This is a genomic window from Caballeronia pedi, assembly GCF_001544915.2.
Lineage (GTDB): Bacteria > Pseudomonadota > Gammaproteobacteria > Burkholderiales > Burkholderiaceae > Caballeronia > Caballeronia pedi.
In genome coordinates, this window is record NZ_FCOE02000031.1 from 66,282 (window position 1) to 88,760 (window position 22,479).

The 22,479-nt window shown below is 63.8% G+C and carries 22 protein-coding genes; 10 read left to right on the top strand and 12 right to left on the bottom strand.

Annotation, left to right across the window (positions count from 1 at the left end; translation table 11 throughout):
• Positions 1-64 precede the first annotated feature (64 nt).
• Together clpB and AWB80_RS31745 are read right to left on the bottom strand one after the other, a co-directional pair.
• Positions 65-2,662, bottom strand: coding sequence for an ATP-dependent chaperone ClpB (clpB, locus tag AWB80_RS31740; RefSeq protein ID WP_061178636.1), 2,598 nt, complete (start codon positions 2,660-2,662; stop codon positions 65-67).
• A gap of 157 nt (positions 2,663-2,819) precedes the next feature.
• Complete coding sequence (locus tag AWB80_RS31745; protein ID WP_061178637.1) at positions 2,820-3,317, bottom strand: Rrf2 family transcriptional regulator; 498 nt, start codon at positions 3,315-3,317, stop codon at positions 2,820-2,822.
• A 266-nt stretch (positions 3,318-3,583) separates the two neighbouring features.
• Between AWB80_RS31745 and AWB80_RS31750 the strand changes: the two genes are divergently transcribed.
• Entirely contained in the window at positions 3,584-4,123 is a 540-nt protein-coding gene (locus AWB80_RS31750; protein ID WP_087131754.1) for a group III truncated hemoglobin, read from the top strand.
• Between the two features lie 24 nt (positions 4,124-4,147).
• On the opposite strand, the gene AWB80_RS31755 is transcribed toward AWB80_RS31750, so the two are convergent.
• The 3 genes from AWB80_RS31755 to AWB80_RS31765 are packed head-to-tail and all read right to left on the bottom strand — an operon-like array spanning position 4,148 to position 6,100.
• Entirely contained in the window at positions 4,148-4,621 is a 474-nt protein-coding gene (locus AWB80_RS31755) for a molybdenum cofactor biosynthesis protein MoaE (protein WP_061178638.1), read from the bottom strand.
• A 1-nt stretch (position 4,622) separates the two neighbouring features.
• The gene (gene moaD / locus AWB80_RS31760) at positions 4,623-4,880 is read right to left on the bottom strand and encodes a molybdopterin converting factor subunit 1 (protein WP_061178639.1); all 258 of its coding nucleotides are present in this window, start codon (positions 4,878-4,880) and stop codon (positions 4,623-4,625) included.
• Positions 4,877-6,100 (bottom strand): molybdopterin molybdotransferase MoeA, encoded by a 1,224-nt coding sequence (locus tag AWB80_RS31765; protein ID WP_341866845.1) that lies wholly within the window; start codon positions 6,098-6,100, stop codon positions 4,877-4,879. The genes moaD and AWB80_RS31765 overlap by 4 nt, the downstream gene beginning before the upstream one ends.
• Before the next feature lie 245 nt (positions 6,101-6,345).
• Between AWB80_RS31765 and AWB80_RS31770 the strand changes: the two genes are divergently transcribed.
• From AWB80_RS31770 to AWB80_RS31795, 6 genes are all read left to right on the top strand, one after another.
• The gene (locus AWB80_RS31770; protein ID WP_061178641.1) at positions 6,346-6,891 is read left to right on the top strand and encodes an NUDIX hydrolase; all 546 of its coding nucleotides are present in this window, start codon (positions 6,346-6,348) and stop codon (positions 6,889-6,891) included.
• Positions 6,892-6,909: 18 nt separating this feature from the next.
• Complete coding sequence (gene aat / locus AWB80_RS31775; protein WP_061178642.1) at positions 6,910-7,641, top strand: leucyl/phenylalanyl-tRNA--protein transferase; 732 nt, start codon at positions 6,910-6,912, stop codon at positions 7,639-7,641.
• Between the two features lie 94 nt (positions 7,642-7,735).
• Positions 7,736-8,563 (top strand): arginyltransferase, encoded by an 828-nt coding sequence (locus tag AWB80_RS31780; protein ID WP_061178643.1) that lies wholly within the window; start codon positions 7,736-7,738, stop codon positions 8,561-8,563.
• 96 nt (positions 8,564-8,659) lie between these two features.
• Positions 8,660-9,682 carry a quinone-dependent dihydroorotate dehydrogenase gene (locus AWB80_RS31785; protein WP_061178644.1) on the top strand — a complete coding sequence of 341 codons (1,023 nt, stop codon included), beginning with the start codon at positions 8,660-8,662 and terminating at the stop codon, positions 9,680-9,682.
• A gap of 112 nt (positions 9,683-9,794) precedes the next feature.
• Positions 9,795-10,595 carry a cystine ABC transporter substrate-binding protein gene (locus AWB80_RS31790; RefSeq protein ID WP_061178645.1) on the top strand — a complete coding sequence of 267 codons (801 nt, stop codon included), beginning with the start codon at positions 9,795-9,797 and terminating at the stop codon, positions 10,593-10,595.
• A gap of 126 nt (positions 10,596-10,721) precedes the next feature.
• Positions 10,722-11,381: an amino acid ABC transporter permease gene (locus AWB80_RS31795; protein ID WP_061178646.1), complete on the top strand. Its 660-nt coding sequence runs from the start codon at positions 10,722-10,724 to the stop codon at positions 11,379-11,381.
• A 21-nt stretch (positions 11,382-11,402) separates the two neighbouring features.
• Here the strand turns inward: AWB80_RS31795 and AWB80_RS31800 are convergent, their stop codons facing one another.
• The 4 genes from AWB80_RS31800 to AWB80_RS31815 all read right to left on the bottom strand — a co-directional run bounded on the left by AWB80_RS31800 (position 11,403) and on the right by AWB80_RS31815 (position 15,629).
• Complete coding sequence (locus tag AWB80_RS31800) at positions 11,403-12,452, bottom strand: Gfo/Idh/MocA family protein (protein WP_425266903.1); 1,050 nt, start codon at positions 12,450-12,452, stop codon at positions 11,403-11,405.
• A 92-nt stretch (positions 12,453-12,544) separates the two neighbouring features.
• Positions 12,545-13,297 (bottom strand): FadR/GntR family transcriptional regulator, encoded by a 753-nt coding sequence (locus tag AWB80_RS31805; protein WP_061178648.1) that lies wholly within the window; start codon positions 13,295-13,297, stop codon positions 12,545-12,547.
• Positions 13,298-13,778: 481 nt separating this feature from the next.
• Positions 13,779-14,930, bottom strand: a complete 1,152-nt coding sequence (locus AWB80_RS31810; protein ID WP_061178649.1) for a glycosyltransferase family 4 protein — start codon at positions 14,928-14,930, stop codon at positions 13,779-13,781.
• A gap of 192 nt (positions 14,931-15,122) precedes the next feature.
• Positions 15,123-15,629 carry a GNAT family N-acetyltransferase gene (locus AWB80_RS31815; protein ID WP_061178650.1) on the bottom strand — a complete coding sequence of 169 codons (507 nt, stop codon included), beginning with the start codon at positions 15,627-15,629 and terminating at the stop codon, positions 15,123-15,125.
• 382 nt (positions 15,630-16,011) lie between these two features.
• On the opposite strand from AWB80_RS31815, the gene AWB80_RS31820 reads away from it, so the two are divergent.
• The 3 genes from AWB80_RS31820 (at position 16,012) to AWB80_RS31835 (ending at position 20,229) form a co-directional block, all read left to right on the top strand.
• Positions 16,012-17,034 (top strand): DUF1839 family protein, encoded by a 1,023-nt coding sequence (locus AWB80_RS31820; RefSeq protein WP_061178651.1) that lies wholly within the window; start codon positions 16,012-16,014, stop codon positions 17,032-17,034.
• A 992-nt stretch (positions 17,035-18,026) separates the two neighbouring features.
• Positions 18,027-18,773, top strand: a complete 747-nt coding sequence (locus tag AWB80_RS31830) for a Crp/Fnr family transcriptional regulator (protein ID WP_014191659.1) — start codon at positions 18,027-18,029, stop codon at positions 18,771-18,773.
• A 34-nt stretch (positions 18,774-18,807) separates the two neighbouring features.
• Positions 18,808-20,229, top strand: a complete 1,422-nt coding sequence (locus AWB80_RS31835; protein ID WP_061178671.1) for an undecaprenyl-phosphate glucose phosphotransferase — start codon at positions 18,808-18,810, stop codon at positions 20,227-20,229.
• Between the two features lie 67 nt (positions 20,230-20,296).
• On the opposite strand, the gene rpiA is transcribed toward AWB80_RS31835, so the two are convergent.
• The 3 genes from rpiA to AWB80_RS31850 form a co-directional block, all read right to left on the bottom strand.
• Positions 20,297-20,986, bottom strand: a complete 690-nt coding sequence (gene rpiA / locus AWB80_RS31840) for a ribose-5-phosphate isomerase RpiA (RefSeq protein WP_061178653.1) — start codon at positions 20,984-20,986, stop codon at positions 20,297-20,299.
• 65 nt (positions 20,987-21,051) lie between these two features.
• Entirely contained in the window at positions 21,052-21,447 is a 396-nt protein-coding gene (locus tag AWB80_RS31845) for a SirB2 family protein (RefSeq protein WP_061178654.1), read from the bottom strand.
• A 13-nt stretch (positions 21,448-21,460) separates the two neighbouring features.
• Positions 21,461-22,297: an N-acetylmuramoyl-L-alanine amidase gene (locus AWB80_RS31850; RefSeq protein ID WP_061178655.1), complete on the bottom strand. Its 837-nt coding sequence runs from the start codon at positions 22,295-22,297 to the stop codon at positions 21,461-21,463.
• Positions 22,298-22,479: the final 182 nt, after the last annotated feature.

A 22,479-nucleotide genomic window follows, 5' to 3' on the forward strand; every position in this document is an offset into this window, starting at 1 on the left:
ACGAATCGCTTCGTTGCCTTTTGTATGAATGGCTGACCCGCATGCGGGTCAGCCTCGGCGCGCCTCAATGCACCACGCGATCGAATACGAACTTCCCTTCCCGCACATCGACCGGAATGACGTCCTTCGGCCCGAACCGTCCGGCGAGAATCAGCTTGGCGACCGGATTTTCGATCTCCTGCTGAATCGCGCGCTTCAGCGGCCGCGCCCCGAACAGCGGATCGTAGCCGACCTTGCCGATCTGCTCGAGCGCCGTATCCGACACTTCGAGCTGCATATCGAGCTTCGCCAGACGCTCCTGCAGACGATGCAGCTGAATCTTCGCGATCGATTCGATATTGGTGCGATCGAGCGCATGGAACACGACGACATCGTCGATACGGTTCAGGAATTCCGGCCGGAAGTGCAGCTTCACTTCCTCCCAGACGGCGTCCTTCACCTGTTCCTGCGGCTCGCCGACCATGCCCTGAATGACTTGCGAACCGAGGTTCGAGGTCATCACGATCACCGTGTTCTTGAAGTCGACGGTGCGGCCCTGGCCATCGGTCATGCGGCCGTCGTCGAGCACCTGCAGGAGCACGTTGAACACGTCCGGATGCGCCTTCTCGATTTCGTCGAGCAAGATCACGCTATACGGCTTGCGACGCACCGCTTCGGTCAGATAACCGCCTTCTTCATAACCCACATACCCCGGCGGCGCGCCGATCAGTCTTGCAACGCTGTGCTTCTCCATGAACTCGCTCATGTCGATGCGGATGAGATGATCCTCCGAATCGAACAGGAACGCCGCGAGCGCCTTGCACAGTTCCGTCTTGCCGACGCCCGTAGGACCTAAGAACAGGAACGAGCCATACGGACGGTTCGGATCGGACAGACCCGCGCGCGAACGGCGAATCGCGTCCGCCACCGCGCCGATCGCCTCGTCCTGGCCAATCACGCGCTCGTGCAGCTTGCTCTCGATCTGCAACAGCTTTTCGCGCTCGCCCTGCATCATCCGCGACACGGGAATGCCGGTGGAACGCGACACGACTTCCGCGATTTCCTCCGCGCCGACCTGCGTGCGCAGCAGCCGCGGACGCGTCGGGTTGTTCTGCTCCTGCGATTCGGCCTGCGTCACCTGCTTCAGACGCGCTTCGAGTTCCGGCAGCTTGCCGTACTGCAACTCGGCGACCTTTTCGAGCTTGCCTTCGCGCTGCAGCCGCGTGATGTCCGCGCGCACCTTCTCGATTTCTTCCTTCAATTGCGCGCTGCCCTGCACGGCCGCTTTCTCGGCAGTCCAGATTTCTTCGAGATCGGAGTACTCGCGGTTCAGCCGATCGATTTCCTCTTCGATCAGTTGCAGACGCTTCTGCGACGCTTCGTCCTTCTCCTTCTTCACCGCCTCGCGCTCGATCTTCAGTTGAATGAGACGACGGTCCAGCTTGTCCATCTCTTCGGGCTTCGAATCGATTTCCATCTTGATGCGCGAGGCCGCTTCATCGATCAGATCGATGGCCTTGTCCGGCAGAAAGCGGTCCGTGATATAGCGATGCGACAGTTCTGCCGCCGCGACGATCGCCGGATCGGTGATATCGACGCCGTGATGCAGTTCGTACTTTTCCTGCAAGCCGCGCAGGATCGCGATGGTCGCTTCCACCGTCGGCTCGTCGACCAGCACCTTCTGGAAGCGGCGTTCCAGGGCCGCGTCCTTCTCGATGTACTTGCGGTATTCGTCGAGCGTGGTCGCGCCGACGCAATGCAGTTCGCCGCGCGAGAGCGCCGGCTTGAGCATGTTGCCCGCGTCCATCGCGCCTTCGGCCTTGCCCGCGCCGACCATCGTGTGAATTTCGTCGATGAAGACGATGGTCTGCCCTTCGTCCTTCGCGATGTCGTGCAGCACGGACTTCAGGCGCTCCTCGAACTCGCCGCGATACTTCGCGCCCGCGAGCAGCGCGGCCATGTCGAGCGACAGCACGCGCTTGTTCTTGAGCGTTTCCGGCACTTCGCCGTTGACGATGCGCTGCGCGAGCCCTTCGACGATCGCCGTCTTGCCGACGCCCGGCTCGCCGATCAGCACCGGATTGTTCTTCGTGCGGCGCTGGAGGATCTGGATCGCGCGACGGATTTCGTCGTCGCGGCCGATCACCGGATCGAGCTTGCCCGCGCGGGCGCGTTCCGTCAGATCGACGGTGTATTTCTTGAGCGCCTCGCGCTGGCTTTCGGCGTCCTGGCTGTTGACCTGCGCGCCGCCGCGCACGGCGTTGATCGCCGCTTCGAGCGCGCGGCGCGACAGGCCGTGCTGTTTCGCGATGCGGCCCGCTTCGCCACGGTCGTCCGCAACGGCGATCAGGAACATCTCGCTCGCGATGTAGGTGTCGTTGAGCTTTTGCGCTTCCTTGTCGGCGGCGTTGAGCAGGCCCGCGAGTTCGCGGCTCACTTGAACGTTGCCGTCCGTGCCCTGAACTTGCGGCAGACGCTTGATAGCGTCGTTCAGCGAAGTTTGCAGCGCCTGCACCTGCACGCCCGCATGCGACAGCAACGAACGTGCGGAACCGTCCTGCTGTGCGATCAGCGCCGCAAGCAGGTGCACCGGCTCGATGTACTGGTTGTCGTGTCCGACGGCCAGGCTTTGCGCGTCCGAGAGCGCTTCCTGGAATTTGGTGGTGAGTTTGTCGATTCTCATTTTTTGAAGCTCCAATTCTGAATACGATCAAAATGAGGCGCTTTCTGTCACTTTCAAGCGTTGTTTAGCTCGATAAGTGCACTTTTTTGCTTTTCGACAGGCTCTGGACCGAGCGCCGGCTTGCGGCCATCGATCGGTGTGGAATCGCTTGATTCGATCAGGAAGGCGCGCGGCTCGGCACCAGCGCGCTCGCCGCAACCGGCGTGATGGTGACGATGCCCAGCAGCCGCGCAAGCTCGTTCGCCGGCTCCGCGAGTTCGCGGACCGTGTACTTGTCGAGTTCGGCGAGAAACGCGTCGCGCGCGGCCGCGAGCACGCCGCGCAGACGGCATTGCGGCTGGATCACGCAGCGCTGACGCATGGCGGCATCCTGATCCGCGAAACAGCCGACGATCGCAAAGTCGCTCTCGGTCTTGCGCACGACGTCGCCGATGGTGAGATCGTTCGAGCGCGCCGACAGCCGCAGCCCGCCGTTGCGGCCACGCACGGTCTCGACCCAGCCAAGCTCGCCGAGCTGCTGGACGATCTTCATCAGATGATTCTTCGAGATGCCGTAGCCGTCCGAGATCTCCTGGATCGTCGAGAGCCCGGCCGGCCGGACGGCGAGATACAGCAGAACGCGCAGGGAGTAGTCGGTATAGTCGGTCAGTCGCATGGTGTCGCGCGCATGGGTTCAGGCGCCTGGGTGCGTCGGTGGGAGCGGCGTCATGTCGCGCCGGACCGCGAAAACCGCGCGGTGGCAAGGGAAATGACGGTCGTCTGCCCCGCAAGGGCTAGTATCGGCACGCGGGGAGCCCGAAAATGGCGCCGGCGCGGCGCTCGATGCAGGCCGCTGCCGGGGCAGCGCCCGCCCGAGTATCCGATATTGTGCGTCATATTATTGCTTTTCGTCAGCAAACCATCGGCTGGCGCTTGACCTTCATGAATTCAGAACTTCAACCTGCAGCCGATCCGCGCGATCGCGAACCCAGCGAGGCCAACGTGCGCGCGCTGGTCGACGCCTTTTATCGCCGCGTCGACGACGATCCGCTGCTCGGCCCGATCTTCTCCCGCGCGCTCGCGGGCCGCTGGGACGACCATCTCGCCAAAATGACGACGTTCTGGTCGAGCCTCGTGCTCGGCTCGAAGCAGTATCGCGGGAACGTGCAGGAAGCGCACCGGCCGATCGACGACATCGAGCCGCGCCATTTCGCGCGCTGGCTGTCGCTGTTTCTGAATACGGTCGAAGCGCGCTACGAACCGGCCGCCGCCGTGCAGTTCATGGAACCCGCGCTGCGCATCGCGCAAAGCCTGCAGCTCAGCAAGTTCGGCTGGGATTATCAGATTCCCGTCGAGCAGCAGGAACTGCTCGCGGCGCTCAAACGCCAGCGCACGGGCGGCGCGCCCGAGCCGCGCTTTCCAGAGCGCCCGGATGCCGAGCCGTTTCCGGCGAAGTTCATCGGCAAATCGGCCGACGAATAGTGTCGCCGGTTCAAACGTCCGCGCTCATTTGGCCACGTCTTGCCAGCGCGCGAGCGCCGCATCGTCGGTTTCGCGCGCGTCGACCCAGCGTTCGCCCGCCTCGGTTTTTTCCTTCTTCCAGAACGGCGCCTGCGTCTTGAGGTAATCCATCACGAACGCGCACGATTCGAACGCCTCCGCGCGATGCATCGCCGTCGTGGCGACGAGCACGATCTGATCGAGCGGTTTCAACTTGCCCACGCGATGCACGATCAGCACGTCGGAGCCGCGCCAGCGTTCGCGCGCCTGATCGGCGATCGCTTCCAGCGACTTTTCCGTCATGCCCGGATAGTGCTCCAGCTCCATCGTTTCGACGGCGCTGCCTTCGTTCAGGTCGCGCACCGTGCCGACGAAACACGCGACCGCGCCGACTTTCGGATTGTCGGCGCGCAGCGCGGCCACTTCCGCGCTGATGTCGAAATCGGCTTCCTGCACGCGGACTTTGGAACGCGTCGACATATCAGCCACCCGTGACCGGCGGAAAGAACGCCACTTCGCAGCCCTCGGTGATGCGCTGCGACGGATTCGTCATGACGTGATTGCAGGCCATGCGCAGCGCGCGGCCCTCGGCGAGCGCCTCTTCCCACGCGCCGCCGCGCATGCGCAGCCACGCGCGCACGTCGCCGACGTTGACCACCGTGTCCGGCACGCTGACCGTTTCGTTCGCGACGCCAAGCGCCTCGCGCACGCTCGCGAAAAATCTTAGTTCGACTTTCATATCAACTCGGAAAAAGGGATGAAGCGCACGATCTCGCCAGCACTGATGGCGTGATTCGGCGGGTTGTCGATGAGTCCGTCGCCCCAGACCGTCGATGTCAGCACGGCCGAACTCTGGTTCTCGAAGAGATCGAGCCCGCCCGACTCGTTCACGCGCGCGCGCAGGAATTCGTTGCGGCGATCGCCTTTTTTCTGGCTGAAATCGGCGCGCATCGAGTAGACGCGCGGCGTGACGTGCTTCACGCCCGCGAGACGCAGCAGAAACGGCCGCACGAACAGCAGAAACGTGCAGAAACTCGAAACCGGGTTGCCCGGCAGACCGATGAAAAAAGCCTCGTCTTCTTGATCACCACGCCGTACCGCGCCGAACGCGAGCGGCTTGCCCGGCTTCATCGCGATCTGCCACATCGAAATGCGCCCTTCGGCTTCCACCGCCGGCTTCACGTGATCTTCCTCGCCGACCGACACGCCGCCGCACGTCAGGATCAGGTCATGCTCGCCCGCCGCGCGCCGCAAAGTCTCGCGCGTCGCGTCGAGCCGGTCCGGCACGATGCCGAGATCCGTCACCTCGCAGCCGAGCTTCGCGAGCAACGCGCGCAGCGTGAAGCGGTTCGAGTTGTAGATCGCGCCGGGTTCGAGCGGCTCGCCCGGCATGCGCAACTCGTCGCCGGTGAAAAATATCGCGACGCGCACCGCGCGCACGACATCGAGTTGCGCGCAGCCGACCGAGGCCGCGAGTCCGAGCGCCTGCGGCGTGAGGCGCGTGCCCGCGGGGAGGATGACCGAGTCGCGGCGAATATCGGCGCCTTGCCGCGTGATCCATTCGCCCGCCGCGGGCGGCTGCGCGAACGCGACGCGGCCGTCATCCGATACCTGCGCCATTTCCTGCATGACGACGGTATCGGCGCCGGGCGGCACGGTCGCGCCGGTGAAAATGCGCGCAGCCGTGCCGGCCGCGAGCGGCGCGGCCGCATGGCCCGCCGGAATGCGCTGCGAGACCGGCAACGCGACGCTCGCGCCTTCGCTCGCGCCAGCGAGATCGGCGGCGCGGACCGCGTAGCCGTCCATGGAACTGGTGTGCATCGGCGGGACATCGAGCGGTGACGTGACGTCCACGGCGAGCACGCGATTGCCCGCGTCGAGCGTGTCGACGCGTTCGCGCCCGTCCACCTGACGCGCGGCGTCGAGCAAACGGCCGAGCGCATCGGCGGTGGCGAGCATCGGAGGACGGCTGGCAGCGGCTGGCGTGGATGACATGGCGTTCGCTTCGGGCGCACGAGGCGCCCCGATCGTGAAAAGGGACACTGCAATTAGAGTCAACTATTGTAGCGAGAAGGCAGGCGTCGCACCGTCGGCTCAGGGCGGGCCGATCATGCGGCCCGGCTGATGCCGCAAACCGTTTCGAGCGCCTCAAAGGCGCGCCGGTGCGGTGATACACTCGCACCACATATCCCACGTCCATTTCCATGAAATTCTGTTCCGTCTGCGGCCACGAGGTCGGCCTCGCCATTCCGCCCGGCGACAACCGTGAGCGCTTCGTCTGCAACAACTGCAACACCGTTCACTATCAGAATCCGCGCAACGTCGTGGGCACCGTGCCCGTGTGGGACGACAAGGTGCTGCTGTGCCGCCGCGCGATCGAGCCGCGCTACGGCTACTGGACGCTGCCCGCCGGCTTCATGGAAATGCAGGAGACGACGAGCGAAGGCGCCTCGCGCGAAACGCTTGAGGAAGCGGGCGCGCGCGTGGAGATTCAGAGTCTCTTCACGCTGCTCAACGTGCCGCACGTGCATCAGGTGCATCTCTTCTACCTCGCGCGGCTGCTCGACACCGATGTCGATCCGGGCGAGGAAAGCCTGGAAGTGAAGCTCTTCGACGAAAGCGAGATTCCGTGGGACGAAATCGCGTTCCCGACAGTCGGCCAGACGCTGCGGTTTTTCTTCGCCGACCGCGCTGCCGGCAACTTCACGCTGCATACGGGCGATATCTTCCGCACGCTGCGCGACGGCTGACCGCGTCCTTCCGAGAACATGGTTCCCTGGCTCGCCGACGACGATCCCTTTCCGCCCGTCGAGCGCGCGCTCGGCGTGTCGAGCGGCGCGCCGGGTCTGCTCGCCGCGAGCGCGGACCTGTTGCCGTCGCGGCTCATCGACGCCTATGGACGCGGCATTTTTCCGTGGTATTCGGATGGCCAGCCCGTGCTGTGGTGGTGCCCTGACCCGCGCATGGTGCTCTATCCGGCCGAGTTCAAGGTGTCGGATTCGCTGCGCAAGACGTTGAAGCGCGTGCTGCGCGACCCGCTCTGGGAGATTCGCGTCGACGACGATTTTCCCGCCGTGATGCGCGCCTGCGCCGACACCCCGCGCGACGGCCAGCGCGGCACGTGGATCACGCCGGACATCGTGGATGCGTACACGACGCTGCATCGCGCGGGCAGCGCGCACAGCATCGAAACCTGGTACGACGGCGCGCGCGTGGGCGGGCTTTACGGCGTGTCGTTCGGGCGCATGTTCTTCGGCGAATCGATGTTCGCGCACCGCACCGACGCGTCGAAAATCGCGCTGGCGGCGCTCGTCGGACACTTGCGCCGCAACAAAATAGAGATGATAGACTGCCAGCAGAACACGTCGCATCTGGCGTCGCTCGGGGGCCGCGAGATTGCCCGACGCGCGTTCGTCGCGCATCTCGGGCGGGCCACGGTGGAACCGGCGATCGGCTGGCGCTTCGATAAAACCGTCCTTCTCGACGCGCTGGCACGCTGAGCGACGAACGCAATGCAGCCGCCGGGCGCGCGCCTGAAATCGAACCCGCGCGCCGGCCGGCAACGACGAGACGACGCCTGCGAGAGCCGCCAACGTGACACATCCGAACGAGCTGCCGCTGTCACCGCTTTCCGCGCTGCAATTCTATGCAACAGCGCCCTACCCTTGCAGTTATCTGGAAGGGCGTGTCGCGCGCTCGCAAGTCGCCACGCCGAGCCATCTGATCAACTCCGACGTCTACACCGAACTCGTCAAGGCCGGCTTCCGGCGCTCGGGCGTATTCACCTATCGCCCGTACTGCGACGGCTGCCGCGCCTGCGTGCCGGTGCGCGTGCCGGTCGCGCGCTTCGTGCCGAACCGCACGCAGCGCCGCGTGTGGAAACAGCACGGCAATCTGGTGGCGAGCGTCGCGCCGCTGCATTACGACGAAGAGCATTACTCGCTCTACATGCGCTATCAGTCCGCGCGCCATGCGGGCGGCGGCATGGACCGCGACAGCCGCGACCAGTACGAACAGTTCCTGCTGCAAAGCCGGATCAATTCGCGTCTCGTCGAATTCCGCGAGCCGCGCGATCCGGCGCACCCGGACGAACCCGGCGTGCTGCGCATGATCAGCATGATCGATATTCTCGGCGACGGGCTGTCGTCGGTGTACACGTTCTTCGAGCCGGACATGCCGAAGACGAGCTACGGCACCTTCAATATCCTCTGGCAGATCGAGCAGGCGAAGAGTCTCGACTTGCCGCACGTCTACCTCGGCTACTGGATTCGCGAAAGCGAAAAAATGGCCTACAAGGCGAATTTCCGGCCGATGGAAGGCCTGGTGGACGGGCACTGGGCGCCGCTCGATCCCGCGAATACGCAATCCGCCGGCACTCTGCCGATGCCTGGGCGCATTCATGGACCGGGCCAGCCGAAATAGCCGCCGAAGCAGGCCCTGCACGGCCCGACCGGCGCGCCGCCCAAAGCCGCTAAAATAGCGGTCTTAAAAAAATTCGCCGTCGCCGGCTTTCATTTCGTGTTCAGCTCCCTCTACCCGCTCGCGCGTTCGCATCTCTTCAGGATGGACGCGGAAGATGCTCATCACCTGACACTGCGCATGCTCGGCGCGGCCGGCCGCACCGGGCTCGCCGGCATGCTCGCCGCGCGCGGCCCCGATTCGCCCCGCACCGTCATGGGCATCACGTTCCGCAATCCGGTCGGCCTCGCGGCGGGCCTCGACAAGGACGGCGCGTGCATCGACGGGCTGGCCGCGCTCGGCTTCGGCTTCATCGAAGTGGGCACCGTGACGCCGCGCGCGCAGCCCGGCAATCCGCGCCCGCGCATGTTCCGGCTGCCCGAGGCGAACGCGCTCATCAACCGGATGGGCTTCAACAATGGCGGCGTAGACCAGTTCGTCGCCAATGTGAAGGCGGCGCACTATCGCGGCGTGCTGGGCCTGAACATCGGCAAGAATGCCGATACGCCGATCGAGCGCGCCGCCGAAGACTACCTCTACTGTCTCGAACGCGTGTATCCGTTCGCGAGCTACGTGACGATCAACATTTCGTCGCCGAACACGAAGAATCTGCGGCAATTGCAGGGCGCGGGCGAACTCGATTCGCTGCTCGGCGCGCTGAAGGACAAGCAGGCGCGCCTGTCCGACCTGCACGGCAAGCTCGTGCCGCTCGCCCTGAAGATCGCGCCCGATCTCGACGACGAGCAGATCAAGTCGATCGCGGGCACACTGCTGGCTCACAGGATCGACGGCGTGATCGCCACGAACACGACGCTCTCGCGCACAGCCGTCACGGGCATGAAGCACGGCGACGAAGCCGGCGGCCTGTCCGGGCGCCCGGTCTTCGACGCGTCGAACGAGGTGATCCGCAAGCTGCGCGCGGAAGTCGGCACGGAGGTGCCGATCATCGGCGTGGGCGGAATTTTCTCGGGCGAGGACGCGCGCGCGAAACTGGCGGCGGGCGCTGCGCTCGTGCAGATTTACACGGGTCTGATCTATCGCGGCCCGGCGCTCGTCAAGGAGTGCGTCGAGGCGCTCGCGTGATCGGTCGATCCGCATATAGACATAAGCAAACGATATTACGCAGCGATTGCATTTTTACTATGATCGCCGCATCTAATAAAGACGCTGTGCCCATCAAGAGGAAAACAACACGATGAAACTGTCCACGCTCAAGAAGCTCGTCGCCGCCAGCCTGATCGGCGCGGCATTCACCGCCGTCACGACCGCCGCCCACGCCGACGACCTGCTCGATCAGGTCAAGCAGCGCGGCACGCTGCGCGTCGGCCTGGAAGGCACGTTCCCGCCGTTCAACTCGAAAGCGCCGAATGGCGAACTGGTCGGCTACGACGTCGATATCGCCAAGGCCGTCGCCGCCAAGCTCGGCGTGAAGCCCGAGTTCGTCACGACCGAATGGAGCGGCATCATCGCGGGCCTGCAGGCGGGCAAGTTCGACGTGATCGTGAACCAGGTCGGCATCACCGATGCGCGCAAGCAGACGCTCGATTTCTCGCCGGCGTACACGTACTCGAACGCGCAACTGATCCAGCGCAACGACGACAAGCGCGAGTTCAAGACGCTCGACGAACTGAAGGGCAAGAAGCTCGGCGTCGGCCTCGGCACGAACTACATGGACATGGCGAAGTCGGTGCCGGGCATCGACGTGAAGACGTATCCGGGCGCGCCCGAGTATCTGCGTGACCTCGCCGCCGGCCGTCTCGACGCGGCGCTCAACGACCGCCTGATGCTCGCGTATCTGCTGAAGAATTCGCAACTGCCGCTGCGCACGGGCGCGAACGTCGGCGCGGGCAACCCGTCGGGGATTCCGTTCAAGAAGGGCAATCCGAAGTTCGCCAAGGCGATCGACGACGCAATGACCCAGCTCGAAGCCGACGGCACCTTCACGAAGATTTCGGACAAGTGGTTCGGTATCGACGTGACGAAGCCGGCGAAGTAAGTCAGCGCGTTCAGCGCTCCAGGGCGGCATCGTTCGACGGTGCCGCCCTTCGTTTTTTGCCCGCCGGTTTATGATGTGCGAATTTTCCGATTCGCCACGCCGCAGTTCTCTTACGCTTCCCTGTTCATGTCCACGACATCCCTGCTCGTTCAATCGGCGCCCGTGCTGGCGCAAGGCGCGCTACTGACGATCAAGTTCGCGCTCTATTCGATGTTCTTCGGCCTCATCGCGGCCGTCGTGCTCGCGTTGATGGGCATCAGCCAGAATCGCGCGCTCGTCGCGATCGGGCGCTGCTATGTGAGCGTGATGCGCGGCACGCCGCTGCTCGTGCAGATCTTCGTCATCTATTACGGCCTGCCGAGCCTCGGCATCTCGCTCGAACCGACGCCCGCTGGCGTGATCGCGCTGTCGGCGAACGTCGCGGCGTATCTGTCCGAAAGCATGCGCGGCGCGATTCTCGGCATTCACGCCGGGCAATGGCTCGCGTCCTACAGTCTCGGGCTGTCGCGCACGCAGACGCTGCGCTACGTGATCGGGCCGCAGGCGCTGCGCATCGCGGTGCCGAGTCTGTCGAACAGTCTCATCAGTCTGATCAAGGACACGTCGCTCGTGTCCGTCATCACCGTGACCGAGCTGTTGCGCAGCGCGCAGGAAGTGATCGCGGCGACCTATCAGCCGTTGCCGCTCTATCTCGCGGCTGCGTTCGTCTACTGGATTCTGTGCAGCGTGCTCGAATTCGTGCAGCGGGTTTTCGAGCGACGCCTCGCGCTGCCAGGACGGCATTGACCGCGCATTCGCCTAAGTTCGTCAGTCGGTTTCGAAGGGAAAGCGCAGCTTCAGATCGCGCCGCGCGGCGTCGATGATCGCGATCATGCGCATCGACATCGCATGCGACATCACCGGACTTTCCGTTTCACCCGCGCGCAACAGCTCGCAGAAATGCGCGGTTTCGTAGTTGAGACCGCCGCCCGTGAAAGGCTCATCGAGTTCGATCCTGCGGCCATCCGTGTAAGCGATCGTCGCGCGCGCCGGATTCCACCAGTTCTCATGGATCGTCACCGTGCCGAGCGTGCCGCCGATCAGCGCGTCGCCGCGGCCCTGCAGATCGAGTCCGCAGAACAGTTGCGCGATGCCGCGTTCGTGCCGCACGTTGAGGCTCGCGAAGACGTCGACACCCGTTTCGCCCAGACGCCCGATGGTCTGCACGTCGAGCGCTTCGCCGAGCCAGTCGACCGCGAGAAACGCCTCATAGACACCGATGTCGAGCAGCGCGCCGCCGCCCGCTTGCAGTGAAAACGACGGATGATCGAGCGGCACGCCGGCCATCGAGCAGCCCGCGCGCACGAGCCCGATCTCGCCGATGGGATCGCGCGCCAGATGCTCGCGCAGGCGGCGATACAGCGGGTAGAACGGCGGCTTCATTGCTTCCATGAAGAGCAGCTTCGCCGCGCGCGCCGCGTCGATCATGCGCTGCAATTCGCGCGCATTCACGGCCGCGGGCTTTTCGCACAGCACGGGCTTGCCCGCCGCGAACGCGCGCAACGCGTACCCGGGATGGCTGTCCTGCAAGGTCGCGATATAGAGCGCGTCGATCTCTTCGAGCAGCGCGTCGAAATCCGCGAACGCGCGCGCATCGAAGGCATCGGCGAGCGCGCGCGCCGGTTCCTCGCGACGCGACCACACGCCCGCGAGCCGCGCGCCTTCGACATGCGAAAGACTCTCGGCGAAGCGCCGCGCGATGCGTCCCGCGCCGACGATGCCCCAGCGTATCGTTGTTCCGTCGATGTTCGTGTTGCTCAATCCTGCCTCCGTGCGCAATGTTCGTCGTGCGCCGCATTGTGCCTCATTGCATCGCATGGCGAGTTCGCGCGGCGCGCGCAGACGGCAAAAAGCCGGGACATGTCCCGGCTCCAGACCTGGCAAGCAACATCGACCGACGCTTAAGCGCCCTACACCCCCGCTGACGCGTTCACGCTCGGCGACGCGGGCTGACTGCTCGAGCGTTCCAGCGAGAAGGCGCGGCCTACTTCCTCGGCGGCGAGGTCGACGAGCGCGCGCGTCGCGGATTCCGCGGCGGAGGGGTCCTTCGCCTCGATCGCCTCGACCACGCTCTTCTGCGCCGCGAGCGTCGCCTCACGCACGGACTCGATGCCATCGACGATCGGATTCACCGTCACGAGCGCGCCGCGCACGATCGCCGTCATCTGGCGAAAGAACTGGTTGCCGCTCGCCGCCACGATGCGCGTGTGCAGCACTTCGTCCGCCGCCTGATATTCCGGCTCGCCAACCTGCAAACGCGAGAGCGCGTCGAACGCATCGCGGATGCCGGCGATCTCGTCGGGCGTCGCGCGCGCCGCCGCGAGCGCTGCCGCACGCGGTTCGATCAGCATGCGGAATTCGATTACATCCCGCAAAAATGTCTGATCGGGCTTTGCGCGAAAACGCCAGCTCACCACGTCCTCGTCGATGAGCCGCCAGTCGCTCATCGGACGAATACGCGTGCCGGTTTTTGGCCGCACGTCCAGCATGTGGCGCGCGAGCAGCATCGAGAGCGCCTCGCGCATGACGGTGCGGCTCACGTCGAACTCCTTCGAGAGGATGTCCTGCGGTGGCAGTATCGCGCCATATTTTTGCTCGACGATCCCTGAGACGAGTCCGTCCATCACCTTCGCCACCAGCGATCGCTCTTTGTTTTCATCCATCTCGCTTCTCCCCTTCTCGCCTGTTCCGTAGCCATGTGTATGAGCGCATCGCTTTCGCTTCCAGGCCTGCGAAAGGCACGACGGGTTCCCGACAGGTCCATTCGTCGTGCTTGATACGTTGCGTCTTCGTTGCTTCGAATGCCAGTCAGGAATTTCCTGACAGGGTAATCCCTCTGGCCCCGATGTCGATGATTCGTTTTTTTCTTTATTACCGCTTCACGTGCGTCTGCTGCGCTCGCGCCGCGCGCGCGTCGTCATTCATCAGGGAAACTGAAGAATGGCGGCGTCGCAGCGCGGCGAGTGCTTTTTTTCGCGGCCCTCATGTCGTCGGACCGATCATGCACTCATTTGAGCAAGCATCACGTAGGCTTTCTGTGCGAACGCGAACGGAAGGTTGCTGGCATGGGCCATTTGTATGATCGGACGTTTGGGTCGAAAGTACCGTGGCGCGGTGCAGCGCAGCCATTTGTCAGCGCTATGCTTAAATCGCGCCATCCGGCGTGCGGGTGCGTCGCGCCTCGAGTGTCATCTGCCGTCGTTGCAGCGATTCACGCTCCGTGAGCGTGTGCTGATAGATCGCCATGTATTCGCTGCTCACTCTTTCCAGCGATAAATGCTGCAGGTCCTGTCGCGCGCGTGCCGCGAGCTGGCCGCGCGCCTGCCGGTCGAGCAGCAGCCAGCGCAGCTTCGCCGCAGCCTGTTCGATATCGCCCGCGGGCACGAGCACGCCCGCCGCGCCTTCGTCGAGCATTTCGGGAATGCCGCCCACGCGCGTCGCCACGATCGCGCAGCCCGCCTCGCGCGCCTCGGCGATCACGAGCGGACCGGGGTCCTGATGCGAGAGCAGCGCGAATACATCGGCGCTGGCGAAGTACGGGCGGGCATCGGCGACGAAGCCGGTGAAATGCGTGACCTCCGCGATCCCGAGTTCGTCCGCGAGCGTTTCCAGCGAGCCGCGATCGGGACCGTCGCCGACGAGATAGAGATGCGGCTCGGCCATGAACTCGCGCTCGTTCGCGGACTGCTCGCGCACGAGCGCGAACGCCTGGAGAAGATCCGCGATGCCCTTTCTGCGGTACATGCCCGCCACGCAGACGACGTTCGGATGCATGAGACGCACCGGCTTCGCGGCGGGCCGGCACACGAGCCTCGGTGCGCCCACCGCGCCATTGAGCACGATCGACATGCGTTCAGGCCCGATGCCGCGCGCCTGGAGATCCAGCGCGACCGCGCGGCTCACGGCCACCATGCGATCGCCGGTGCGCACGAGCGACGCGCTTTTCTGCAGTTCGTGATGCACGGTCGTGACGAGCGCGAAGCGCCGCCGCATGCTGCCGAAACGCGAAATGAGCGCGCCGGTCATCATGTGGGCGTGAACGATATCGGGATCGAAGCGATCGATGAGACGATTGAAGCCCGCGATCATCGACGGCACGCGCCACGGCTGTCGCGATTGCTGCAGCGGGATATGCGTGATGCCGTGACGTCGCAACAGCGGCTCGAAGCCGCCGCCGGACGACGCCACGACGATGTCCTGACCCATGCGCGCCTGCATGCAGGCAAGATCGACCATCATGTTGACGGTGCCGTTGCCGATCGTCTGCGCGTGATTGGCGAGATGGACTATTCGCATGAGATAGGCTGTTTATACGCTCGCCGGTTCGTGCCGGCGGCGTTGATCTTATTGTTTCGAGGACACGTTTCGCGGCAGCTCGCGCCGCCTCGATCCTTGTTCCTGCCTCGATGCCTGGACTGTCCACGCCGTGATGCTGGCTTCTGTCGCTGCGCACCGGTTACGGCGCACGCAGCGTGTCTCCGGTGGCGCTTAGAGCAACTCGTAGGTGGTAGCGTTGTCACTTGCCGCGAACTGCACCTGACGGCTCTTTCTCGTCAGACCGATGTACGGCATGCCGTGCTCGAGAAACGGCCCTTCGGTCTTGCGAAAGCCGAACGCCTCATAGAAACCGCGCAGGCTGACGGGCGCCGTCAGACGCACGCCGCGGCCGGGCCAGCGCTCCGCCGTCACCGCGAGCAACCGTTCGATTAGCGCGTGCGCGGTGCCATCGCCGCGGCGCAGCGGGCTCGTCAAGATCTTGTCCACCACCACTTCGGGATCTTCCGCGTCGCCCGCGTGAATACGCGCATAGGCGAGCACCGGCATCGAACGGCTCATGTCTTCCGCCGCGAATATATGCGTGCCTGTTTCGTCGCGGCCATCCGGATCGAGATGGACGTGCGACTGTTCGACCACGAACACCGCACTGCGCGCGCGCAAAATCAAATAAAGCTCACGCGCAGTGAGTTGTTCGAAATCCAGGATTTTCCAGTTCATCGATTATCTCCATGCTTTACCGGTAATTACCGGCGTTGCGACGATTAAACCTTACGTGCCGACCCGCCTTAATTCAGTGCGCCATCGCACCGACCCCAACCCTGCGCGCCTTTCAAATAAGCTCGACCACACGCAGACAGGCGTCCCGGGGAAAAAGACGCCTGCCCGACGTTCGAAACGATCACGCGACGGCCCTCGCTGCGGGCCGCCGCGCGTGCTCGCATGGCGTCGATAGCGCTCGCGTAATAGGGCACCTTCATGGGAAAATCAAAATGCATACCGCCATCGAACGCGACGGGCGCGCACGATTAAAACCAAAAGCACACGCGCTTTCACGCATACGCGGTATCGGACGCCGGCCTTCCCGGCCCGAGGTCACGGCATGAGCGCGTTCCATACGAGCGGTGTGACGAATTCAGGCGCGAGTCGTTCCCGCGTCGTGTCGCTCGATCCTTTGCGCATGCGTGCGCGGCGTCATCATGCGCATGCGCTGCATCGGGGCGAGCGCATCTGGCGCGAAGGCGTCGCGCCCATCGACCTATGGATAGAACTCCTGCATGGCAACGGGCTCGAGCCGCGCGCGGCGCTTGCGTTCACCGTCGCTCAGGACTTCGAAGCCGATCAGTTCACGCTCGGCAAGCTGCCGTTCGAGGATATCGAAAAGCTGTACGGCTTGCAGGTGCAGGAGCTGGCGGTTTTCGACTCGCTGGAGGAACGCGCGCTCGTGCAGACGCGTCGCGGCAACACCGTGCTCGTCGAGGTCGATGCGTTCTTCCTGCCCGACATGCGCGCCGGTTCGTATCGCCGCGAGCATGCGAAGACGACCATCGGCATCGATGTGATCGACCCCGATGCGCGCCGTCTCGGCTACTTTCATCACACGGGTTATCACCTGCTCGACGGCGATGATTACGACGGCATCTTGCGTCCCGACGGCACGCACGAGCTCTTTCCGCATGTCGAATTCGTCAAGCGCGTGCGGGATTCGCTGTCAGGCACCTCGCGCGCCGAAGTCTCGGCGGACCTGTTGTGCGCGCATCTGCTGCGGCGACCGGCGGATAACCCCATCACACGCTGGCGCGCGGCGTTCCCCGAGCATGTCGAAGCGATGATCGCGCGCGGCGAGCCTTACGCGCGCTTCTATGCGTCCAACGTGATGCGACAGCTCGGCGCGAACTTCGAACTGCTCGCGCATTACCTGCAATGGATGCGTGAACAAGGCTTCGACATTCCTGTGCAGGCGAATGCGGCCGCGCGCAAGATCGCGAGCGAAACGATGGTCATGCAGTGCCGCCTCGCACGCGCGCTGTCGCGCGGCCGCAGCGAGCCATGCGATGCATCGTTCGATCTCATCGAGAATGCCTACGAACGCGTGATTCCCGCGCTCGCCGATATCGTGTGCTGATCAACTGATTCACTTCAGCACACGCTTGCTGCAAAAACATAGTTGAGCCTCTGTTTCAAGGGGTTTTTCATTCATTTACGTCCGCATTGCATATTCCTTTTTATGACCTCGTGATGTCCGAGAGGCATGCGGCGCGACGAGTAATTCACGCGCGTTAATCGGTTCCGCATGAAATTGTCCTCGATGAAACATTTCGCGACGCCTCCCGTGTGCGCGAACCAACGTTGCGCAAAGCATCAATCCGAGGACATCCGGGCAAACGTTTCGCGCAGGGGCCGTCGTCCGTCAGTTCGCTGTGGGATGCGCTACAAGCCCTGTGTGGGGCACCTCACGCAACATGCGTCGTGGCTGACGCATTTTCGCGCGCGGCGTGGCGCACGGATTTTTCAGAATGTGCAATCGGCGCAACCTTTCCACTTCGTGCAACGCCCGGCGGCAGACTTTGCGCATAAGCCGCAAAGCCCCGTCCACAAAGGCCTCGCGGGAAATTGCGCGCGCGCGAAAATTATGCGCGATCGCGGCCCCGCGAATCGCATGGAACACGGATGAATCAATTTCCAATGTCCCTACGAAAGAAGGTGTGCTGTAGAGGGGATGTCGACCTGTGAGGCTTGTCGCACGGTGGTCGGAAACGACCGGACCACCATTCGGGGGGATTGCGCAGAGGAAACTCATCGGGGCACAAAGGGATTCCTAAGACCACCAATGTTCAAGACTGAAACAAAAACGCTGCGCTGCGCTGCATCACGACCAGTACATCCGCTATGACGTCCCGCCAGCATTGCGATTGCCGTCATTGGCATAGTCCTCGCTATTAGAGACCCGCAACCCGAATCAGCGCGAACAACAAAATGGATTCAAGCGCGAACGGGTGGCTACGGGGCTGGTGTGATGCTCCTTCAATACGAACGCACGCGGAAATGTTCGAAGATGCTCACACCAGTAAATAAAAATTGAAGCGCAACGCGCGAAGTCACGAGAGAGAACAAATCATGCTGACCCTCCAGTCCGACCTGCACGGCAATCACCTCCTCGGCGCACTTCCGGCGCACGAATGGCAAGCGCTCACACCGCATCTCGAACTCGTTCAACTGCGCACCGAACAACTGCTGTGCGATTCGGGCCAACGCATTCATCACGTCTACTTCCCGACGACGGCGATCATCTCGCTGCTGCACACGATGGAAGACGGCGGCTCCGTCGAGATCGCCGCAGTGGGCCGCGAAGGCATGACGGGCGTGCCCGTGCTGACCGGCGGCGAAACGATGCCCACGCGCGTGCAGGTGCAGTGCCCCGGTTTCGCCTATCGCATGAGCGCGCAAGCCCTGCGCGAGCAATTCGGCCGCTCGGACTTTCTGCGCCGCCTGATGCTGCTCTATATGCAAGCGCTTCTTACGCAGGTCGCGCAGACGGCCGCATGCAATCGCCATCACTCGCTGAACAAGCAACTTTGCCGCTGGCTGTTGATCGAAATCGATCGTACCGCGTCGAACGAGCTGCAAGTCACGCAGCAACTGATCGCCGACATGCTGGGCGTGCGCCGTGAAGGCGTGACCGAAGCGGCGGGCAAGCTGCACGACGCCGGTCTTATCCATCACAGCCGCGGCTGCATCAAGGTCGTGGATCGCGAGGGCCTGGAAGCACGCGCATGCGAGTGCTACGGGCTCGTCAAGCGGGAATTCGACCGACTACTCCCGCGTCTCCGAGCAACCGAGGCCGCATCGGCCTCAAGTGTCTAACCGGTTTGGATGAATGCAAGAAAAAAATCACGATTTGTTTGGCTGGCTGGCGCGCTTTCTGGATGTATGTCTGATCATTGCGGGCGGATTGATCGCGCATGACGTACGCTTTTCGTCGCTGGATTTCAGCGACATCGAAAGGCTGCTGATCGCGTTCAACTCCGCGCTCGCCCTTCTCCTCTTCCCCGCATTCGGCGTGTACGAAGCCTGGCGTGGCAAGCCGCTCGCCATGATGCTGGCGCGCGTCACGCTCGCCTGGATGGCCGTGGTCGCCGCGGGCCTGCTGCTCGCGTTCACGCTGCATCGCATGGATGCGGTGTCGCGCCTGTGGTTCGCCTATTCCACACTGATTTCCGGTGCGCTCATCGTTGCGGCGAAATGCGTCGTGTATACCGGTCTGCGCCTGGTGCGCGGGCACGGACTCAACCAGCGCACGGTGGCTATCGTCGGCGCGCAGGGCTTTTCGCGCACCCTGCTCGCGCATCTGAGCAGCACGCCCGAGCAAGGCTTCACGCCCGTCTGCGTGCTCGACATGACCAGCGACGCGGAACTGCACGCGACCGGCGCCCACGGCGTGACCGCGCCGACGTCCGCAATCGGCATGGGAGGCAATCGTTTGCCGGTGCTGAACGATTTCGACGAGCTCGTCGAGAAGGTGCGCGCCGAGGACATCAATGAAGTGTGGCTCGCGCTGCCGCTGTCGCAGGAGCACACGATCTATCGCTTCGTGCACGCGCTGCGTCACGACTTCGTGAATCTGCGGCTGATTCCGGACACGCGCAGCATCTCGCTTTTCAATCACTCGATGACCGACGTCGGCGGGCTCGCCACCATCAACCTGACGACTTCGCCCGTCAGCACGCTGCAAATGTGGCCGAAGCTGCTGTTCGACCGGCTCTTCGCGGCGACGGCGCTGCTCGCGCTCGCTCCGCTGCTGATTTCCATCGCGATCGCGGTGAAGGCGACGTCGAGTGGTCCGGTGTTCTTCACGCAGAACCGCAAGGGCGCGGACGGACGGCCGTTCCGCATCTACAAGTTCCGCTCGATGGCGGTGCACCAGGAAAACCACGGCAACGTCACGCAGGCGACGCGCAACGATCCGCGCGTGACGAAGGTCGGCGCGTTCCTGCGGCGCACGAGCCTCGACGAACTGCCGCAGTTCCTGAACGTGCTGTTCGGGCACATGTCGGTGGTGGGGCCGCGCCCGCATGCGCTGGAACACGACGACCTCTACAAGGATCTCGTCTACGGATACATGTTCCGCTATCGCATCAAGCCGGGCATCACGGGCTGGGCGCAGGTGAACGGCTATCGCGGCGCGACCGAGAAAGTCGAAAAGATGCAGAGCCGCGTGAAGTTCGACCTGTTTTATATCCACAACTGGTCGTTCTGGTTCGACATCAAGATCGTCGCGATGACGATGTTCAAGGGCTTCATCGGACGCAACGCGTATTGATCGGCCTCGCAACGACAAAAGCCCGGCGACTCGCATCGCCGGGCTTTTGTCTTGTTTCGCGTCCGGACTACTTGTAGTCGATCCGCTCGACGCCCGTTTCCGTGCCGAGCAGACAGAGGTTCGCGCCGCGCGCCGCGAACAGCCCGACCGTCACGACACCCGGCCACGCGTTGATTTGCGCTTCGAGCGCGCGCGGATCGGTGATCGAAAGTCCTTTCACGTCGATGATCTCGTTGCCGTTGTCCGTGATGAACGGCGAGCCGTCCTTCGTCACGCGCACGATCGGCACGCCGCCCAGCGCCGCGAGCTTGCGGCCGATCGCGGTGCGCGCCATCGGCACGACTTCGACGGGCAGCGGGAATGTGCCCATCACCGGCACGCGCTTGCTCGCGTCCGCGATGCACACGAACACGTCCGCCACCGACGCGACGATTTTCTCGCGCGTGAGCGCGCCGCCGCCGCCCTTGATCATCGCGCCGGACGCGTCGATTTCGTCGGCGCCGTCGACGTAGATGGAGAGCGTTTCGATATCGTTCAGATCGAACACCTGAAAGCCGTGCGATTCGAGGCGCGCGGTGGTCGCGAGCGAACTCGACACCGCGCCGCGATAACGCGCTTTCGACTTCGCGATGGCGTCGATGAAGCAATTGGCCGTCGATCCGGTGCCGACGCCGATGATCGCGCCTTCCGGCACGGTCGCGTTCACGTAGTCGGCGGCGGCCTGGCCGACCAGTTGCTTGAGTTCGTCTTGAGTCATGGGTGCGGTGCTGCTTGTAGGAGAAAACTGAGATTTTATCGGAGCGCGGCGGGCGGCCGCGCGGATCATGCAATCGCGCGCAGGAAACCGAGCGGATCGTGCGTGCGCGCGACCGACGCGATGAACGCGAACACGATGATCGCGAGAACGCCGAAGACGGCGCGCGCGCCCTTCGTGCGGCCACGCTTCAACGCGAGCGTGCCGAGCACGATATAGACGACGAGGCCCGCGATTTTCGCGCCGAGCCACGCGGCGTTCGCGGAAAAGCCGATGATCGCGACCAGTGCGATCGCGCTCACGAGCAGCAGCGTGTCGACGATGTGCGGGAGGATTTTCGTGGCGCGCGCGTTCAGGTGACGCGAGTCCATCAGCATCCAGATCCAGCGCAGCACGAAACCCGCGATGGAAAGGCCCGCGCAGGTCATGTGAAGCGCGCGCAACGGCAGGAAATAGTCGCCCATGGCGGATTCCTTCTTAGTTGGCGATGTATTTGTCGAGCAAGGCCTGAGCGATGGCGTCGCTTTCGGCGTCGGCGTCGCCCGCGTAGTCCGACGGACGGAAGTGCATCTGGAACGCGCTGAAGACGTGACGCGTCTTGTCGTCGAGCACGCCGTCGGTGGCGACGTCGTAGCCGTAGCGCTTCAGCTTTTCCTGCAATGCGCGCACGTCGGATGGCGCTTTGCGATCGCGGCCGGCAAGGTGGGCGGCGACGGTGGCGTCGTCGGGCCATGCGCCTACGCCGGCATCGTATAGCGTGCGCCACGGAAAGAGCGGGCCTGGGTCGATCTTGCGTTGCGGCGCGATGTCGCTATGGCCGACGACGCGCGTCGGCGGGATGCGGTAACGCGCGACGATGTCGCGCGAGAGTCTGATGAGCGCGTCGACCTGCGCGGGCGGGTACGGTTGCCACTTTTCTTCGCCGCCTTGCTCGCCGATGGGTCCGAGATTCACGTTCTCGATGCCGATTGAGGACGCGTTCAGTTCGGTCGCGCCTTGCCATGCGCTTACGCCGGCGTGCCAGGCGCGCTTGTCTTCGGGCACGAGCTGGTAGACGACCGGTTCGCCGTTTTCGATGCGCGGGGCGTCGGGGACGATGTAGTGAACGCTGACCTGGTCGCCTGTAAGGACTTCGATCGAACGCACTTCGTCGATTTCGGTGTAGTGCATCACCAGGAAGCGGATGCGGGAGTCGGCGTTTTTGGCGTGGTGGTGCGTGTCGGCGATGTAGGTGCCGCGGTTTTGCATTGTGGTGGTGCAGGCGGTGAGCATGCAAACAAGAAGAGTTACAGCGCCAAGAAGCTGTTTTGTCATTGGAATGGAGACGCGCGTCTCATCCGTTCGGTCAGCAAGGAGGAAAGCGTCCGGATTGTACAGCCACCTTGTACATTCCCTTCCGATCGTAGCCCGCGACTCGCCACTCGCGAGTAGCCCAGCCTACCCATCTTTTACGGTCGCCAGCTTTCGGCCTAGACAAACGGATGAGGGATGGTCAA